Source organism: Methylobacterium gregans, from assembly GCF_022179245.1.
In the GTDB taxonomy this organism is placed as follows: domain Bacteria; phylum Pseudomonadota; class Alphaproteobacteria; order Rhizobiales; family Beijerinckiaceae; genus Methylobacterium; species Methylobacterium gregans.
In genome coordinates this window covers 38,440-54,096 of record NZ_BPQM01000063.1, presented here as the reverse complement: position 1 = coordinate 54,096, position 15,657 = coordinate 38,440, and the positions used below count along the sequence as shown (strand labels likewise).

At 71.1% G+C, this 15,657-nt stretch carries 18 protein-coding genes; 7 read left to right on the top strand and 11 right to left on the bottom strand.

Translation table 11 applies throughout. The annotated features are described in order from the left end of the window. Positions 1 to 219: 219 nt before the first annotated feature. The 3 genes from MFF54_RS13620 to MFF54_RS13610 form a co-directional block, all read right to left on the bottom strand. Positions 220 to 1,764 carry a TolC family protein gene (locus tag MFF54_RS13620; protein ID WP_238303463.1) on the bottom strand — a complete coding sequence of 515 codons (1,545 nt, stop codon included), beginning with the start codon at positions 1,762 to 1,764 and terminating at the stop codon, positions 220 to 222. Between the two features lie 299 nt (positions 1,765 to 2,063). Beyond that, on the bottom strand, positions 2,064 to 2,942 hold the full coding sequence (locus MFF54_RS13615) for an SDR family oxidoreductase (RefSeq protein WP_238303462.1): 879 nt from the start codon (positions 2,940 to 2,942) through the stop codon (positions 2,064 to 2,066). Between the two features lie 150 nt (positions 2,943 to 3,092). Then, on the bottom strand, positions 3,093 to 3,878 hold the full coding sequence (locus tag MFF54_RS13610) for a glutathione S-transferase family protein (protein WP_238303461.1): 786 nt from the start codon (positions 3,876 to 3,878) through the stop codon (positions 3,093 to 3,095). A 101-nt stretch (positions 3,879 to 3,979) separates the two neighbouring features. Here MFF54_RS13610 and MFF54_RS13605 point away from each other — a divergent pair, with 101 nt between their 5' ends. Further along, positions 3,980 to 4,921 carry an alpha/beta hydrolase gene (locus MFF54_RS13605; RefSeq protein WP_238303460.1) on the top strand — a complete coding sequence of 314 codons (942 nt, stop codon included), beginning with the start codon at positions 3,980 to 3,982 and terminating at the stop codon, positions 4,919 to 4,921. 2 nt (positions 4,922 to 4,923) lie between these two features. Here the strand turns inward: MFF54_RS13605 and MFF54_RS13600 are convergent, their stop codons facing one another. From MFF54_RS13600 to MFF54_RS13590, 3 genes are read right to left on the bottom strand one after another with little or no spacing between them, the layout of a single operon-like run. Further along, positions 4,924 to 5,076: a hypothetical protein gene (locus tag MFF54_RS13600; RefSeq protein ID WP_204165243.1), complete on the bottom strand. Its 153-nt coding sequence runs from the start codon at positions 5,074 to 5,076 to the stop codon at positions 4,924 to 4,926. A gap of 54 nt (positions 5,077 to 5,130) precedes the next feature. Next, complete coding sequence (locus MFF54_RS13595) at positions 5,131 to 5,700, bottom strand: DNA-3-methyladenine glycosylase (protein WP_238303459.1); 570 nt, start codon at positions 5,698 to 5,700, stop codon at positions 5,131 to 5,133. 16 nt (positions 5,701 to 5,716) lie between these two features. Continuing rightward, entirely contained in the window at positions 5,717 to 5,980 is a 264-nt protein-coding gene (locus tag MFF54_RS13590) for a DUF1488 family protein (protein ID WP_238303458.1), read from the bottom strand. Between the two features lie 186 nt (positions 5,981 to 6,166). Between MFF54_RS13590 and MFF54_RS13585 the strand changes: the two genes are divergently transcribed. Together MFF54_RS13585 and MFF54_RS13580 are read left to right on the top strand one after the other, a co-directional pair. Continuing rightward, the gene (locus MFF54_RS13585; RefSeq protein ID WP_238303457.1) at positions 6,167 to 6,325 is read left to right on the top strand and encodes a hypothetical protein; all 159 of its coding nucleotides are present in this window, start codon (positions 6,167 to 6,169) and stop codon (positions 6,323 to 6,325) included. A gap of 35 nt (positions 6,326 to 6,360) precedes the next feature. After that, positions 6,361 to 6,615 carry a hypothetical protein gene (locus MFF54_RS13580; protein WP_238303456.1) on the top strand — a complete coding sequence of 85 codons (255 nt, stop codon included), beginning with the start codon at positions 6,361 to 6,363 and terminating at the stop codon, positions 6,613 to 6,615. Between the two features lie 29 nt (positions 6,616 to 6,644). On the opposite strand, the gene MFF54_RS13575 is transcribed toward MFF54_RS13580, so the two are convergent. Together MFF54_RS13575 and MFF54_RS13570 are read right to left on the bottom strand one after the other, a co-directional pair. Beyond that, positions 6,645 to 6,905, bottom strand: coding sequence for a hypothetical protein (locus tag MFF54_RS13575; protein WP_238303455.1), 261 nt, complete (start codon positions 6,903 to 6,905; stop codon positions 6,645 to 6,647). Between the two features lie 87 nt (positions 6,906 to 6,992). Beyond that, positions 6,993 to 7,208: a hypothetical protein gene (locus MFF54_RS13570; RefSeq protein ID WP_238303454.1), complete on the bottom strand. Its 216-nt coding sequence runs from the start codon at positions 7,206 to 7,208 to the stop codon at positions 6,993 to 6,995. Between the two features lie 160 nt (positions 7,209 to 7,368). Here MFF54_RS13570 and MFF54_RS13565 point away from each other — a divergent pair, with 160 nt between their 5' ends. Beyond that, positions 7,369 to 8,724, top strand: a complete 1,356-nt coding sequence (locus MFF54_RS13565) for an 8-oxoguanine deaminase (protein WP_238303453.1) — start codon at positions 7,369 to 7,371, stop codon at positions 8,722 to 8,724. Between the two features lie 345 nt (positions 8,725 to 9,069). Beyond that, positions 9,070 to 12,483, top strand: a complete 3,414-nt coding sequence (locus tag MFF54_RS13560; protein WP_238303452.1) for an acyl-[ACP]--phospholipid O-acyltransferase — start codon at positions 9,070 to 9,072, stop codon at positions 12,481 to 12,483. Positions 12,484 to 12,518: 35 nt separating this feature from the next. Here MFF54_RS13560 and MFF54_RS13555 read toward each other — a convergent pair whose 3' ends face one another. Both MFF54_RS13555 and msrA read right to left on the bottom strand, forming a co-directional pair. Beyond that, positions 12,519 to 13,022, bottom strand: a complete 504-nt coding sequence (locus tag MFF54_RS13555; RefSeq protein ID WP_238303451.1) for a TIGR00645 family protein — start codon at positions 13,020 to 13,022, stop codon at positions 12,519 to 12,521. Positions 13,023 to 13,107: 85 nt separating this feature from the next. Next, complete coding sequence (gene msrA, locus MFF54_RS13550) at positions 13,108 to 13,764, bottom strand: peptide-methionine (S)-S-oxide reductase MsrA (RefSeq protein WP_238303450.1); 657 nt, start codon at positions 13,762 to 13,764, stop codon at positions 13,108 to 13,110. A 116-nt stretch (positions 13,765 to 13,880) separates the two neighbouring features. Here msrA and MFF54_RS13545 point away from each other — a divergent pair, with 116 nt between their 5' ends. Further along, positions 13,881 to 14,369: a PAS domain-containing protein gene (locus tag MFF54_RS13545; RefSeq protein WP_370880218.1), complete on the top strand. Its 489-nt coding sequence runs from the start codon at positions 13,881 to 13,883 to the stop codon at positions 14,367 to 14,369. On the opposite strand, the gene MFF54_RS13540 is transcribed toward MFF54_RS13545, so the two are convergent. Further along, entirely contained in the window at positions 14,356 to 14,676 is a 321-nt protein-coding gene (locus tag MFF54_RS13540; protein WP_238303449.1) for a PetM family of cytochrome b6f complex subunit 7, read from the bottom strand. The genes MFF54_RS13545 and MFF54_RS13540 overlap by 14 nt on opposite strands. Positions 14,677 to 14,855: 179 nt before the next feature. On the opposite strand from MFF54_RS13540, the gene MFF54_RS13535 reads away from it, so the two are divergent. Then, positions 14,856 to 15,548, top strand: coding sequence for an HAD family hydrolase (locus MFF54_RS13535; RefSeq protein WP_238303448.1), 693 nt, complete (start codon positions 14,856 to 14,858; stop codon positions 15,546 to 15,548). Positions 15,549 to 15,657: the final 109 nt, after the last annotated feature.

Sequence of the window (15,657 nt, the reverse complement as noted above, 5' to 3'; positions counted from 1 at the left end):
GGGACACGGCACCCGAGGGTCTCGATGAGGAGGGGTATGAGACGTCTTCCCGGCTCGCCTGCAGGTCCCCGGAATGAGGGCGCAGGCTCTGTCGCCGCCCGCACGGGAGAAGCCCTATCCTCGTCGGCATGATGGTGCGTGCCAAGCTCGCCACGATTGACCGGCAGGATCACCCGGACCCGACGCTGGCAACCTGCCGCAACCGGGATCTCCCTCGCCTCACTGCGTCAGGGCGACCCTGCCGGTGCGGCCGTAGGGCACGAGCCCGAAGCGCGCCTGCGCCGGCTCGTCGATCCGGCCGCGCAGGGTGAGCGCCGCCGGCTCCGGGCGCCCTCCCCCGGCGCCGCTCGCGAGCTTCACCGGCGCGGCCTCGCCGCCGCGCCGCAGGGCGGCGGTCGTCAGAGGGTCGCGCACCGCGGCGAGCGTCTCGAATCGGCGATCCGCCGACACGCTCAGGCCGACGTCGAGGAGATTCGCGGCGGCCGAGAGCTGGAGGCTCAACGCGTCGCGCTCCGTCAAGACGGCGGCGGCGGCAACCTCCGCGTCGGCAAGTTCCGCCCGCAGGTTCAGCTCGTCCAGCACGGTGCGGAAGCCCGCGCCCCGCTCCACCTCGAAGCCCCGGATCGTCGCGCGCAGGAAGGTCAGCCGCTCGGTCAGTCGCCGCAGCTGGTCCGCGATCGCCGCGCGCCTGGCAAAGGCGGTCCGGGCCGCGATGATCGTCGCCAGTTCCTGATCCTGCACTTCGTAGCCCCGCTGTCGGGCGAGCGCGGAGGCCTCGTCGATCTTCGGGAAGGCGCCGGGCTGGTAGAGAGGGATGCGCGCGACGACCCGGGCGGTGGTGTCGGTGATGCGGTCGAGCGTCGGGCTGTAGCCGAAGGTCGAGGCGTGGGTGACCTGCAGGTTCACCTGCGGCAGCACCGCGCTCACCGTCGCGCTCGCCTGGAAGGCCGCCGATTTCGCGTCGAGGCGCGCGGCGGCGAGCCCGGGATTGGCGCCGCGCACGAGTTCCGCATAGGCCAGCTCGTCGCGCGGGAGCCGGTCAGGGAAGCGCGGCGGCACCATCCGCTCCGGCTCGGTCTGGGTGACGCGCTTGAAGGCGAGGCGCGCCGCGGCGAGTTCCGCCCGCGCCCGGTCGTGGGCGGCCTCGGCCTCCTGCAGGCGCGACTGGGTCAGCGCCACGTCGGTGCGGGTGGCGTCATTGACCTCGAACTGGCGGGCGGTCGCGTCGCGGATGCGCCTGATCGCCCCGATCTGGGCCTCCCGGGCGGCGAGGATCCGCACGTCGCGCAGGACCGCGATGTAGGCGATTGCCGCATCGAGCAGAACCTGCTGACGCTGGCTCAGGGTGATGAAGCGGCCCGCATCGGTGAGCGCCTGGGCCGAGCGCAGGGTGTGCAGGCGCTGGAAGCCGTCGAAGAGCGGCAGGTCGGCGCTTATGCCGTACTGGCGGGGCGCTGCGCGCGGCGTGGAGTCGATGCCGATCTGCGTCGGCTCGACGCGCGGGCCATAGGTGAAGCGGCTGGAGAGCGGCTTGTCGCCGAGCAGCGACACGCTCGGCATGAAGGCGTCGAAGGCGCCGCGCTCGCGTGCCTCAGCGCCCTCCTGCCGCGCCCGGTCGGCGCGCAGAACGAAGCTGTTCTCCAGCGCCGCGCTGGCGGCCTGATCGAGCGTCTGGGCGCTGGCCGGCCCGGCGACGAGCGCGGCGGCGAGCCCCGCGAGCAGCACTCGCTCCCCGATCCGTGCTGTGACGATCCGACTCCGCATTCCCCGTCCCACGGCGGCAAAGCCTGAAGACCGCTCCGCTCCCCGGCCAACTTCTGTCGACCGGAGAGCATGGTCGTCTTTCATCGGGCATTAGGCTTAAAAATTCGCTGCCGCGGGCGGATCGAGTGGTGGATCGACGCGGATAATGGGTTCTGATGCACGACATGTCTGCATTCGGCGAACCCTCACGATCGGATGTAGCAGACCCCTGCGGGAATACGGCATTGCCCGACCGGCGACGCCCCTGCCCGCCCGCGGGGAGAGAGGGGCACTGCGGCCGGGAACAACGAGGCGCCGCCTCAGAGTACAGGCATCGCGCCCGCGACGGTGATCAGTGCGCCCGACGTGTAGCTGCTCTCCTCCGCGGCGAGCATGACGTAGGCCGAGGCGAGCTCCGCCGGCTGGCCGGGCCGGCCGAAGGGAACTTGGCTGCCGAAGCTCTTGACCGAATCCTCCTCCATCCCGGAGGGAATGAACGGCGTCCAGATCGGGCCCGGCAGCACGCCGTTCACTCGGATGCCCGTCTCCGCCAGGAGTTGCGCGAGGCTCAGCACGAGGTTGCTGAGCGCCCCCTTGGTGGCGCTGTAGGCCAGCAGCGACGGCATCGGGTGTTTCGAGTTCACCGACGAGGTGAAGATCACCGAGCCGCCGGGCTTGAGGTACGCGGTCGCGGCCTTCGTCACGTAGAAGGCGCCGAACACGTTGGTGCGGAAATGGTTCTCGAACACCGCGTCCTCGATCTGGTCGAGGCTTTGGTTCGGCTGCTGGAAGGCGCCGTTGTTCACCACCACGTCGAGCCGGCCGAAGGTCTCGGCAGTGCGCGCGACGATCTCGCGGGCGTAGGCCGCATCCTTGAGGTCGCCCGGCAGCAGCAGGGCGCGCCGGCCCGCCTTCTCGATCCAGGCGCCGACCGCCTCGGCATCCTTCTGCTCCTCGGGCAGGTAGGAGATCGCCACGTCCGCGCCCTCGCGCGCGTAGGCGATGGCGACCGCCCGTCCGATGCCCGAATCGCCGCCGGTGATCAGCGCCGCCTTGCCGGTGAGCTTCCCGGAGCCCCTGTAGCTCTCCTCGCCGTGGTCCGGTTCGGGTTTCATCCGGCCGGTCTTGCCGGGAAAGCTCTGCGGCTGGCCCTCGAAGGGTGGGCGCGGGTACTTGGTCAGCGGGTTGCTGTCGGTCATCGCATGTCTCCGGTTGAGTCGGGGTGCCAACCGGGGCCGCCGCGGGGCGTTCCGTGGGTTGCGGGCGTCGCAATGCCGCGAAGGTGATGCAGGGCGGCCGCGCCGGGAGCTCGATCCGGGCGGCGCGAACCGCGACAGGACGCGCCGGCGTCAGTCTCCGTGCGGCCAGGAGAAGCGGATGTTGCCGTCGCGCAGGCCGGCGAGAACCACCTCGACGCCGCCCGACCTCACCATCCATTCCAGCCGGTGGTCGCGGTACTCCCGGCGGCGGCCGCCCGTCGTGTAGTGCTCGGAGGCCGCCGCCATGCGTTCGGCCGCGGCGTCGAACTCCGCGAAGGTCTCGGCGACGGACGCGCGTTTGCGGAGGCGCGCGTGCCAGCGGGCGAGCGGGCTGCCCGCGGCCGGTCCGAGGCCGTAGTGGATGGAGCGGTTGACCACCGGGGCCGCCGCGGCATCCGCCCAGCCGAAATCGGAACCGCCGAACCACGGTGCCTCGCCGAGGCGCTCCGCCAGCCACGCCTGAAGCTCCCCGGTCTGGCGGGCGGCCCGAGCCTTCAGCCGCTCGGCCAGCGCGCCGGAGGCGCGGCGGAACCACAGCACCTCGCCGTAGCCCCAGTTCACCGCCTCGTACTGCGTGTCGCAGATGTCCTCGGTGAGCCGCGCCCGCGCGCGGGCGGCGGGGTCGGACGGCAGCAGCGGCGGCTCAGGCCAGCGTTCCTCGATGTATTCGAGGATCACCGTCGACTCGAACAGCGTCACCGCACCGTCGACGAGGACCGGGACCTCAGCTCGCGGATTGGCCTCGGCAAAGGGCCCGTCCCGCCGCCCGGTGCCAAAATCCACGGGCAGCTCCGCGGTGAAAGCGAGCCCCTTTTCGCGCAGCGCGATCTTGACCTTCTGCGCGTAGGACGAGAGCGGGTGCTCGTAGAGCAGCATGGCGCGGGTTCCGCTTGCGGGACCGGGCCGTCATCGGCGCGCCCGCTGCGGATGTCGAGCCCTGGCGCAGGACACGGATCGGTGATGCGGGAGAGCGTGCGGTGGATCTGGACAGGGACGCGGCGGCCTTCCTCGAGCGCATCGCCCGGCGGCGCACCCCGCCGATGAGCGAACTACCGGTCTCCGAAGCCCGCGCGATGTACCGGCGCCAGAGCCGGCATTTCGGCGGCCCGACGGTCGAGATGGCGTCTGTCGCGGACAGCGCGGCGGTAGGCCCGGCCGGACCGATCCCGCTCCGCCTCTACCGCCCGCAGGGGCTTGACCCCAAGCAGGCCCCTGCCCTCGTCTACCTGCACGGCGGTGGCTGGGTGGTGGGCGACCTCGAATCGCACGACAAGGTCTGCCGCCAGATCGCGGCGCGGGCCGGGATCGCGGTGGTGGCGGTCGATTACCGGCTGGCCCCAGAGCACCCGGCGCCGGCCTCAGCCGAGGACGCGGTCGCGGCTCTTCACTGGATCGCGGGCGAGGCCGCCGCGCTCGGCCTCGATCCGGCCCGGCTCGCGGTCGGCGGCGACAGCGCCGGGGGCAGCCTCGCGGCCGTCGCGGCGATCGCGGCGCGCGATTCCGGCCTTACCTTGCGCGGACAGGTGCTGATCTATCCGAGCACCGACAACCGCCTCGATCCGGACCTCTACCCGTCGCGGCGCCGCAACGCCGCGGTGCCGCCCCTGACCTGGGCGATGGTGCGCTACTTCCACGCCCGGCACCTGCCCGACCCGCGCCTCGCCCTGGATTGGCACGCCTCGCCGATCCTCGTCCCGGATGCGGCCGGCCTCGCACCCGCGCTGCTGGTCGGCGGCGCCCGCGACGTGCTGCACGACGAGGGGGAGGCCTACGCCGACCGTCTGGCGGCCGCCGGCGTGCCGGTGGAGCGGAAGACCTATCCGGGCATGGTGCACGGCTTCATCGAACTCGGCGGCGTGATCGCGGCCGCCGCCGACGCACTCGATCTGATCGCGGACTGGTTGCGCCGCCGGCTCTGAGATCAGCCGAACACGTCCCAGCGGATGAACATCGCCACCGAGACGATGGCGAAGATCGCGAGGAGGAGCGGGTTGCCGAGATAGAGCGCGGCGGCGAGCAGCCCCGCCCACGCGACCAGGATCCCGAGCATGACGGCGATGGCGACGGGGTTCATGGGCTCCATCCATGCCATTCCGGGCGGGAGACTTCCACGTCCATCTGGCATCGGTCACCCACCGGGTGGTCCGACCGTGCGCGGCAGCGGGCGGCTGACGAAGCGGGATCCCGCGAGCAGGAAGCGCCAGGGCGTCTCGACCGCCCGGGTGATCCCGATGCGCGGGCCCGCCGCCACCGTCACCGCCCCCACGCGCGGTTCGAGGCGGAAGGGCGCGCGGTCGAGCGGCAGCCCGTCCTGCACGCGCGAGACCGCGAGCGCCTGGCAGAGCCGGCCAGGCCCGGCGCAGAGCAGGCGCGGGCTCTCGGTGCCACGGCGCGCCCGCATGGACTCCAGCCCATCGGTCGGTTCCAGGGCACGAATCAGCACGGCGCTGCCCAACTCGCAGACGAGGTTGAGGCACCAGTGCATGCCGTAGGAGCGGTAGACGTAGGCGTGCCCTGGCGGCCCGAACATGCTGGCGTTGCGGGGCGTCGGTCCACCGAAACTGTGCGAGGCCGGATCGGTGCGATCGTAGGCTTCGGTCTCGACGATCAGCCCGCCGACGCCGTCGACGAGGAGCCGCCAGCCGATCAGCTCCGGCGCGACCGCGGCGGCGCTGCGCGTGAAGAAGTCGGGCACCATTGGCCGAGCTCGTGTTTCAGGGGGTGAGGTCGGCTGCCGTGAGCGTCACGACCCCGCCCTCGGCGCCGCTCCGCTCGTATCTGCGGATCGCGCCGTCGACCACCGCGTCCCGATGCGCGCGGAAGATCGTCATGGCGTTGCCGCCCGGCGGGCCGAAGGCGTCCTGAAGCGCCGCGTGCCCGACCCGGCAGGGAACCAGGATGTGACCGTCCGTGATCGTGAAGGTCAGGCAACCTGCCGCGCCCTCGTCCAGGCGCGGCTCCTCTCCGGACAGGCGCATCGGCATCTTGCTTCCTCCAGGCGGCGGTCGCGCGGGCGGCCGTTCCGAACAGCGCCGAACGGCGCCGCCGGGTTCCGCCGCCGGGTTCCGCCGCCGGGTTCCGCCGCCATGGGCGGCCGCATCGCCGCCCCGCCGGCCTGCAACCCGATGATCGGCCGCAGGGTTCGTTCCCTGACGGAGGTTCCCATGGACGACACGCGAGAAGGCACGAAGCCCGAGGATCAAACGCCCGACCGCCCGCGCCTGACCCCGCAGGGCCATGCGAGCGGCACGGAGACGGGCGAGGACAGTACCGACCCGGCTGGGGGCGCCAAGGAGGGCCAGGGCGACAAGGCCGAGGGCTGATCCGAACCGGAGCGCCTCCCGGGCCGTTTCCGGGCATGCCCGAGAGCCGTATCGCCTGGACCGCTTCTGACATCGCCGGTGTCCCGCTGCGCCGACTCGTCGGCAGACTTGGCCGGATCGAGGTCGGCTTCTGCGAGTACGACGGGTCGAACAGGCTCTGGACGTGGTGGAGCCCACTCGCCGAGGACGTCTGGGGCCATGCGCCGAGTGCCGAGGCCGCGCAGCAGCACTGCGAAATCTGGCTGCGGGAGTGGCTGGAGAACTTCCGGCCGTTCTTCGAGCGCGAATGATGTCGCGCCCGTCCGGGCGGTATCGCGGCCTACGATCCCGACCCGCTGTCGAGCCGCGCTGTCCCCGCCTGAGCAGGATCTGCCGCCGTCTCGCCCTCCGCGGCATCGACGCGCAGGACGGGGGCGCCGAGCGCCGTCATCAGCGTGCGCAACCCATCGATCCAGCGCTCCGCCTCGCCGAGTGAGGCAACCCCCTCGCGGCGAAACGTCTTGTCGGGCTCGATCGTGGCGGTGACGTCGAACAGGCCGTCAGGCCTATCAACGATCCGGCAGAAAACGCGGCGTGCCATGGGAGCATCGTACCACAACCTTCCCATGTCGGAAGGTTGTGCGCTCACTGATCGCGTCGCGGATGTTCGGGGAGCCCTGGCGCGGTGTCAGATCCGCGTCCCGTCGCTCTTCGGCGGACGGCCGCAGCGGAACTGCGTCACGCGCCAGCGCCCGTGGGCGTTCTGCCACGCCGCCATCTGCGGCTGTGCAACCGAGAGGCACTGCTGCGGTGTCTGCACCTCGTCGCTGAAGAGGTGGACCCGCGTGACGCAATGCCCCGGATTCTCGGCAAGGCAGGTGAGGAAGTAGAGCCCGTACAGCAAGACAAGTCTCCCTGAGCGTGACAGGGCGCCTCCTCCCGCAGCCGTTTCTGGTCTCCGCCAGCATTCCCGCAAGCGCCGTGCCAGTCGATGTTGGTACGAGCTTCGGCTACGGCTGAGCCGGTCGCGCCGTTCCGAGCCGGCCCCAGCAGGACGCCCCCGCATGACCGAGACTCCGCGCCGCCTCTGGATCCGCAACCCGCTCGCCATCCTGGCCGAAGGAGCGGGTGGCGGCATCGTGGTGGAGGGCACGCGCATCGCCGAGTGCCTGCCCGCCGGCGCTGAGCCGTCCGCGGCCGTCGACGCGGTCTTCGCGGCGGAACGTCACGTCGTCATCCCGGGCCTCGTGAATACCCACCATCATGCCTTCCAAACGCTCACGCGGGCGCATCCGAAGGCGATCAACAAGCCGCTCTTCCCCTGGCTGCAGGCGCTCTACCCGGTCTGGCAGCGGATCACCCCGGAAGCGTTCCGTCTGGCGACCCGGCTCGCCTACACAGAATTGCTGCTTTCCGGCTGCACCACGGCCGGCGACCATCACTACCTCTTCCCGAAGGGGCTCGAGGATTCGGTGGACGTGCAGGTCGCGGAGGCCCGCGCACTCGGCATCCGCGCCTGCGTCACCCGCGGCTCGATGAGCCTGTCGCAGGACCAGGGCGGCCTGCCGCCGGGCACGCTCGTGCAGGACGACGACACGGTCCTCTCCGACAGCGAGCGGGTCCTGAACCTGTTCCACGATGCCCGGCCGGGAGCCATGGTTCAGGTCGCGCTGGCGCCCTGCTCGCCCTTCGCGGTGACGAAGCGGCTGATGCGCGAGAGTGCCCGCCTTGCCGAGGCGCATGATTGCCGCCTGCACACCCATCTCGGCGAGACGCTGGACGAGGATGCCTACTGTCTGGAGCTGTTCGGCCAGCGCCCGGTCGCGTACCTCGAAGAGGTCGGCTGGCTCTCGCCACGCACTTGGCTCGCCCACGGTATCCACTTCGACGATGCCGAGGTGGCGCGCCTGGGGGCTGCGGGCGTCGGGATCTGCCACTGCCCGACCTCCAACATGGTGCTGGCATCCGGCCGCTGCCGGACCTGCGAGCTGGAGGCGGCGGGCAGCCCCGTGGGCCTCGGCGTCGACGGCTCGGCCTCGAACGACAGCTCGAACCTGATCGAGGGCGTGCGCCACGCCCTGATGCTGAACCGGCTGACCTACGGGGCCGAGGCGGTCACGCATCTCGACGCCCTTCGCTGGGCGACCATGGGCTCCGCCCGCTGCCTTGGCCGCGATGACATCGGCCGGATCGCACCGGGCCTGGAGGCGGACCTCGCCCTGTTCACCCTGGACGAGCTGCGCTTCTCCGGAGCGCATGATCCGCTCGCCGCCCTCGTCCTCTGTGGGGCGCACCGAGCCGACCGGGTGATGGTCGCGGGCGACTGGCGCGTGATCGACGGCGAGCCGGCCGGGGTCGATGTGCAGGCGCTGCGGGAGGCCCACGGTCGCGCCGCGCGGGAGCTGTTCGGAGAGATGTGATCGCGATCTCGGATCGCCTCGTCTCACGCCGGAACCGCACCATGCCCCCTCCCCCATAGGGAGAGGGAACCCGCGCCTGATCCGCCGAGGGTGTGGGCCTCGGTCGATGCAGTCCTGACGAGCAGGTTGAGGCATGAGTCCGCCGAGGGCCTTCTCCGTCCCCGTGCGAGCCCGCACCGGCCGAGATCTTCCACGCGCCGCCACGCTTGCAGTCCAACATCGACAGCGCATGATGAACATCGTTCACGACGCGAGTCCGACCGCTCCGGCAAGACCGCCGGCCCGCCCCGGATTTGACGCCGCCGCGCGCCCTGGTCCAACCATGGCGCAGACCGGGAGACCACCATGTTCCGTGCGTTGATGACCGCGCGGCGCTTCGCGCCGCTGTTCTGGTGCCAGTTCTTCTCGGCCTTCAACGACAATTTCCTGAAGAACGCGCTCGCATTCCTGATCCTGTTCAAGGTCGGCGAGGCTGCCGACGGCAATGCGGGGGTTCTCGTCACGCTGGCGAGCGCCGTGTTCATCGGTCCGTTCTTCATCCTGTCGGGGCTCGGCGGCGAACTCGCCGACCGCTACGACAAGGCCCTGATGGCGCGGCGGCTGAAGTTTGCCGAGATCTTCGCCGCGGGCGCCGCGGCGCTGGGCTTCGTGCTGCACTCCGTGCCGATCCTGTTCGTCGCGCTCGGCCTGTTCGGCGTGATCGCGGCGCTGTTCGGGCCGATCAAGTACGGCATCCTGCCCGACCATCTGCGCCGCGCGGAATTGCCGGCCGGCAACGCGCTCGTCGAGGGCGCGACCTTCCTGGCGATCCTGCTCGGCACCATGACGGCGGGGCTCGCCAGCGCCATGGGCGGCACGGGCCTCGCCTTCGCGGCCCTGATCATGATCTTCGCGGTGCTGTGCTGGCTCTCGGCCCGGCTGATCCCGAAGACCGGCGAGGGCGCGCCCGACCTCGCGATCGACCGCAACGTGCTGCGCTCGACCGTGGCGCTGCTGCGCGACATCTGGGGCGACACCCGCCTGTGGCGCGGCTCGGTCATCGTGAGCTGGTTCTGGCTCGTCGGCGTCGTGGTCCTGTCGCTGCTGCCGGTGCTGGTGAAAGAGCGCTTTCACGGCAGCGAGACCGTGGTCACGCTGCTCCTCGCCCTGTTCTCGGTCGGCATCGCGCTGGGCTCGGGGCTGGCGTCCTGGCTCGCCAGCGGCCGCATCGTGCTGCTTCCGACGCCGGTTGGCGCCGTGCTGATGGGCCTGTTCGGGCTCGACCTCGCCTGGACCGTCTCGCACCTGCCCCAGCCCTCGGGCGAGGCGCTCGACGCGCTCGGCTTCCTCGGCACCGCGGGGGGCCTGCGCGCGGCGATCGACTTCCTGGGTCTCGCGGTCGCGGGAGGCCTCTACATCGTGCCGCCCTTCGCGGCGGTGCAGGCCTGGACCGATAAGACCAAGCGCGCCCGGGTGATCGGCGCCGTCAACGTGCTCACCGCCGCCTTCATGGTGGCCGGCACGCTGGCGCTCGCCGCGCTCCAGGGCGCAGGCGTTTCGATCCCGAGCCTGCTGGCGATCGTGGCCGTCCTCAACCTGGCCGTTGGTGCCGTGGTCTTCGCGACCCTGCCGACGAGCCCCTTCCGCGACGCGCTCTCGATCCTGTTCCGGGCCTTCTACCGGCTGGAGGTGCGGGGCCTGGACAACGTGGAGAAGGCCGGCCCGAACGCCATCGTCGCGTTGAACCACGTCTCGTTCCTCGACGCGCCGCTCGCTCTCTCGCTCCTCGAGACGGAACCGGTCTTCGCCATCGATCACGGCATCGCGCAGCGCTGGTGGGTAAAGCCCTTCCTGAAGGTCACGAAGGCGATGCCGCTCGATCCGACCCGGCCGCTCGCCACACGCACGCTGATCAACGCGGTGAAGAGCGGCGAGACCCTGATCATCTTCCCCGAAGGCCGGCTCACCGTCACGGGCAGCCTGATGAAGGTCTATGACGGGGCGGGCCTCATCGCCGACAAGTCCAGCGCGATGGTGGTGCCGGTCCGCATCGAGGGGCTGGAGCGCACGGTGTTCTCGCGACTCGCCCGCGATCAGGTGCGCCGGCGCTGGTGGCCGAAAGTCGTCGTGACGATCGAGGAGCCGGTGCGCCTGGAGGTCGATCCCGCCCTCAAGGGGAAGGCGCGCCGGCAGGCGGCCGGGGCCGCCCTCTACGGCATCATGTCGAACCTCGTCTTCCGCACCACGGATTTCGACCGGGGCGCGATGGCCGCGCTCTGCGAGGCCGGCGAGCGCCACGGCTGGCGCCGCACGGCGGTGGAGGACCCGGTCACCGGCCGTCTCTCCTACGGGCGCCTCGTGATGGGCGCCAACATCCTGGCCCGCAAGCTGATGCCGCTCTGCCCGGAGGGCAAGGCGATCGGCGTGATGCTGCCGAACGCCAACGCGGCGGCCGCGACCTTCTTCGCGCTCAACTCCTCGGGCCGCGTGCCCGCAATGATCAACTTCTCGGCGGGCGCGGCCAACATCCTGGCCGCCTGCCGGGCAGCGGAAGTCACGCGGATCCTCACCTCCCGCGCCTTCATCGAGAAGGGCCGGCTCGGCGCGGTCGTCGAGGCGGTCGGGGCCCAGGTTGAGATCGTCTACCTCGAGGACGTGCGGGCGAGCGTCACCACCGGCGACAAGATCCGCGGCTTCCTGGCGCGCCGCGCGCCGCTGGTGGCGCGGCGCGGCGACGACCCGGCCGCGATCCTGTTCACCTCAGGGAGCGAGGGCGCGCCGAAGGGCGTGGTGCTGGCCAACCGCAACTTGCTGGCCAACACCGCCCAGGTCGCGGCGCGGATCGATTTCGGGCCCCGCGACCGGGTGTTCAACGTGCTCCCCGTGTTCCACGCCTTCGGCCTGACCGCGGGGCTGGTTCTGCCGCTGGTGTCGGGGGTCCCGGTCTACCTCTACCCGTCGCCGCTGCACTACCGGATCGTGCCGGAGCTGATCTACGGCTCGAACGCGACGGTTCTGTTCGGCACCGACACCTTCCTGCGCGGCTATGCCAAGGCGGCGAACGCCTACGACCTGCGCTCGCTGCGCTACGTCGTGGCCGGCGCCGAGGCGGTCAAGGACTCGACCCGACGCACCTGGGCGGAGAAGTTCGGCCTGCGCATCTTGGAAGGGTACGGCGTCACCGAGTGCGGGCCGGTGGTGGCGCTCAACACGCCGATGTTCAACCGCTTCGGCACGGTCGGCCGGATCCTGCCCGGAATGGAATGGCGGCTGGAGCCGGTGCCCGGCATCGAGGAGGGCGGACGGCTCGCCGTGCGCGGTCCCAACGTGATGCTGGGCTATCTGCGCAGCGACAAGCCCGGCGTGCTGGAGCCCCCGCCGGGGGGCTGGCACGACACCGGCGACATCGTGACGATCGACGGAATCGGCTTCGTCACGATCAAGGGCCGGGCCAAGCGCTTCGCGAAGATCGCGGGGGAGATGGTCTCGCTCGCCTCCGTGGAGGCGCTCGCCGCCGAGCTCTGGCCCGAGACGCCCAGCGCCGTCGCGGCGGTTCCGGACGCCCGCAAGGGCGAGCGGCTGGTACTGTTCACGGAAGCCAGGGACGCGACGCGGGCGGCCTACCAGGGCTTCGCCAAGAGCCGCGGCGCGCCCGAGATCGCGGTCCCGGCGGAGGTCGTCGTGCTGGAGCGCCTACCCATGCTCGGCACCGGCAAGGTCGATCAGGTCTCGGTCACCAAGCTCGCCGCCGAGCGCGCCCGGACCTCGGAGGCGGCCTGAGCGTCGGCTCCGGCAACGGCCGGAGCCGACGGGACCTACTTGTCGTGGTGGCCAGCCGCGATCCGGTCGGTCAGGGCCATCAGGATGCCCGAGACGACGAAGACCATGTGGATGCCGACGAGCCAGTACAGCTCCCGGTCGGAGTAGGCCTTGAGGTCCATGAAGGATTTCAGGAGCTGGATCGCCGAGATCGCCACGATCGACGACATCAGCTTCAGCTTGAGACCCGTGAAGTCGATCGTTCCCATCCACTCGGGCCAGTCCTTATGGTCCGTGTGGTCGAACTTCGAGACGAAGTTCTCGTAGCCCGAGAACATCACGATGATCAGCAGCGACGCGGTGAACGACAGATCCACCAGCGTCAGCACGCCGAGGATGGTCTGCGACTCGTTCGCCTCCAACATGTGCGAGACGAAGTGGACCAGCTCCTGCAGCAGCTTGACCAGCAGGACGACGAGCCCGATCGCCAGCGCCGCGTAGAACGGCGCCAGGAGCCAGCGGCAGGCGAACAGGGCCCGCTCGAACGTGCGTTCCAACAACTCGGTCTTCTCCCGCTCGTGTGAACGGGCGGGATGTCGCACGGGGCGGCGACAGCGGCAAGGCGAAGCTTGACCGCCGGTTTCCTCAGGCGGCGACGCCGGTCCCGACCGGGCAGGTCACGCCGGTGCCGCCCAGGCCGCAATAGCCGCCCGGGTTCTTGGCGAGGTATTGCTGGTGGTAGCCCTCCGCGAAGTAGAACGTGTCGAGCGGCCGGATCTCGGTGGTCACGTCCGGGAAGCCCTGGGCCTTCAGGGCGCCCGCATAGGCCTGGCGCACCGTCCGCGCCGTCTCCTCCTGGGCGGCGCCCTGCGTGTAGATGCCCGAGCGGTACTGCGTGCCGACGTCGTTGCCCTGGCGCATGCCCTGGGTCGGGTCGTGGCTCTCGAAGAAGGTGCGCAGCACCGATTCGAGCGGCAGCACGGCCGGATCGAAGGCCACGAGCACCACCTCGTTGTGGCCGGTCAGGCCCGTGCAGACCTCCTCGTAGGTCGGGTTCGGCGTGAGGCCGCCCGCGTAGCCGACGGCCGTGACGAACACGCCCTCCGGCAGTTGCCAGAACCGGCGCTCGGCGCCCCAGAAACAGCCGAGTCCGAGCACGATCGTCTCAATGCCCTCCGGATAGGGGCCCTTCAGCGGGTTGCCGTTGACGAAGTGCCGCTCCGCCGTCGGGAGGGGCGTCGCCCGACCCGGCAGGGCCTCGGCTTCCGTCGGCATCTCGGGCCGCTTGCGGAACAGAAACATGGGGATCTCCGATGGTCTCTCGGGCGCGTTCCCTGATATGGGGAGGCAGGCCGTCCGCGGGTAGCGCGGCCATGACGCGCGCGTTCCGCCGGATGCGGACGGGAGAGACGACGAGCATGGAGGCAGCGGGCCCTGGACGTCTGCTCGACCGCCTGCAGGGCGAATCGCATCGCGGCGATCCCTTCGCGGCAGCCGTGCGCGCGACGCGGATGCCGATGATCGTCACGGACCCGCACCAGTTCGACAATCCGATCGTCTTCGCCAACACCGCCTTCCTGGCGCTGACCGGCTACGAGCGCCTCGAGGTGGTGGGCCGCAACTGCCGCTTCCTGCAGGGGCCGGAGACCGATCCGGACGCGGTGTCGCGGATCCGCGAGGCGGTGCGGGCCGAGGCGCCGATCACGATCGACCTCCTGAACTACCGCCGGGACGGAACCACCTTCCGCAACGCCCTCTACATGGGCCCGGTTCACGACGATGCGGGCACCCTGCGCTACTTCTTCGCCTCGCAGCTCGACGTCAGCGAGCGTTACGGGCTGCTCGGCGAGATCGCGGACCTCAAGGCCCGGCTCGCCGCGGCGGAGGCCCGCCTCACGGGCGGGTGAGGAAGCCGATCGGCTCGCGGGGCGGTTGCCCGAGCCAGAGCAGCGCGGCGCCGAGTATAAGCCCGATGAGGGAGGCCGGCGCCAGGGTCAGCGGCAGCACGGCGAGGTCCCAGAGCCAGGGCGCCACCCCCTGCACGGCCGCCTGGAGGCCGGCCGCCTTGTCCTTGAACAGGGTGAGAAGCACGTCCGACAGCGAGGTCACCCGCAGGCCGTTGTTGGCGATCGAGCGTGCGCCGTCATAGACCAGGGCCACGAAGCCGCTGGCCAGGCACAGGAAGCCGAGAAACCGGCTGAGGAAGCGGAGCATCGCGCGCTGGGTTCCTGGCGATCCGGGGCGTGCCCGGTCCCTTCGACCCGGACCGGGTCCGGACGCGGTGGCGTACGGCCACGCCGGGGCCAACGCAAGACGGCCGGCGCCACCCTGCGTTGCGGCGCCGAGCCGCCCGTGCGAGAGGGGCGCGGACTTCTCTCCCACAGGACGATGCGGTGAACCCTCAGGCGGACGAGGCCGGCGCGCGGCCGGCCCTGGTGATCTTCGACTGCGACGGCGTGCTCGTCGACAGCGAGCCGATCAGCCTCGCCTGCCTCACGGCCGGGCTCAACCGGATCGGTGTCGCGATCGATGTCGAGACCGTTCGGGCGCGCTTCGCCGGGACGTCCATGCCCTCGATCATGCAGCACATCGCCGCCGATTACGGCGTCGCGGCCCCCGATGGCTTCGTCGAGGCGGTGAAGGCCGAGACGCTGCGCGCCTTCGACGCGGAGCTGCGCGCGATGGCCGGTGCCGCCGAGGTGATCGCAGCGCTCGACCTGCCGACCTGCGTCGCGTCGAGCAGCGACCCCGTGCGGCTGCGGCACTCGCTCGGCCTCACCGGGCTGCTGCCCCTGTTCGAGGACCGGGTCTTCTCCTCGGTCGAGGTGGCGCGGGGCAAGCCGTTCCCCGACCTCTTCCTGCACGCGGCCGCCCGCATGGACTTTCCACCGGAAACCTGCCTCGTCGTCGAGGACAGCGTGCCGGGCGTGACCGCCGCGCGGGCGGCCGGGATGCGGGTCGTCGGCTTCACCGGCGGCGGGCACTGGGGCCACGATCGGCTCGGGGCCGACCTCACGGCGGCCGGCGCTGAACAGGTCGTCTCCGATTATCCGGCGCTCGCCCGGATCATCGCGGACCCGCTCTGACGCGGGGCCGCAGCCCCGTCTCGACGCGCCGGGCGAGAAACCCGGCGCCAAGCTCGGCCGTAGCCCATTTTCGTGCCAGGCTAGGCCGGAATTTCAAAAGATCGTTCCG

Bases quoted from the DNA above. Each gene is read 5' to 3' on its own strand.
- MFF54_RS13620 (WP_238303463.1), bottom strand. From the start codon at position 1,764: ATGCGGAGTCGGATCGTCACAGCACGGATCGGGGAGCGAGTGCTGCTC.
- MFF54_RS13615 (WP_238303462.1), bottom strand. From the start codon at position 2,942: ATGACCGACAGCAACCCGCTGACCAAGTACCCGCGCCCACCCTTCGAG.
- MFF54_RS13610 (WP_238303461.1), bottom strand. From the start codon at position 3,878: ATGCTGCTCTACGAGCACCCGCTCTCGTCCTACGCGCAGAAGGTCAAG.
- MFF54_RS13600 (WP_204165243.1), bottom strand. From the start codon at position 5,076: ATGAACCCCGTCGCCATCGCCGTCATGCTCGGGATCCTGGTCGCGTGG.
- MFF54_RS13595 (WP_238303459.1), bottom strand. From the start codon at position 5,700: ATGGTGCCCGACTTCTTCACGCGCAGCGCCGCCGCGGTCGCGCCGGAG.
- MFF54_RS13590 (WP_238303458.1), bottom strand. From the start codon at position 5,980: ATGCGCCTGTCCGGAGAGGAGCCGCGCCTGGACGAGGGCGCGGCAGGT.
- MFF54_RS13585 (WP_238303457.1), top strand. From the start codon at position 6,167: ATGGACGACACGCGAGAAGGCACGAAGCCCGAGGATCAAACGCCCGAC.
- MFF54_RS13580 (WP_238303456.1), top strand. From the start codon at position 6,361: ATGCCCGAGAGCCGTATCGCCTGGACCGCTTCTGACATCGCCGGTGTC.
- MFF54_RS13575 (WP_238303455.1), bottom strand. From the start codon at position 6,905: ATGGCACGCCGCGTTTTCTGCCGGATCGTTGATAGGCCTGACGGCCTG.
- MFF54_RS13565 (WP_238303453.1), top strand. From the start codon at position 7,369: ATGACCGAGACTCCGCGCCGCCTCTGGATCCGCAACCCGCTCGCCATC.
- MFF54_RS13560 (WP_238303452.1), top strand. From the start codon at position 9,070: ATGTTCCGTGCGTTGATGACCGCGCGGCGCTTCGCGCCGCTGTTCTGG.
- msrA (WP_238303450.1), bottom strand. From the start codon at position 13,764: ATGTTTCTGTTCCGCAAGCGGCCCGAGATGCCGACGGAAGCCGAGGCC.
- MFF54_RS13545 (WP_370880218.1), top strand. From the start codon at position 13,881: ATGGAGGCAGCGGGCCCTGGACGTCTGCTCGACCGCCTGCAGGGCGAA.
- MFF54_RS13540 (WP_238303449.1), bottom strand. From the start codon at position 14,676: ATGCTCCGCTTCCTCAGCCGGTTTCTCGGCTTCCTGTGCCTGGCCAGC.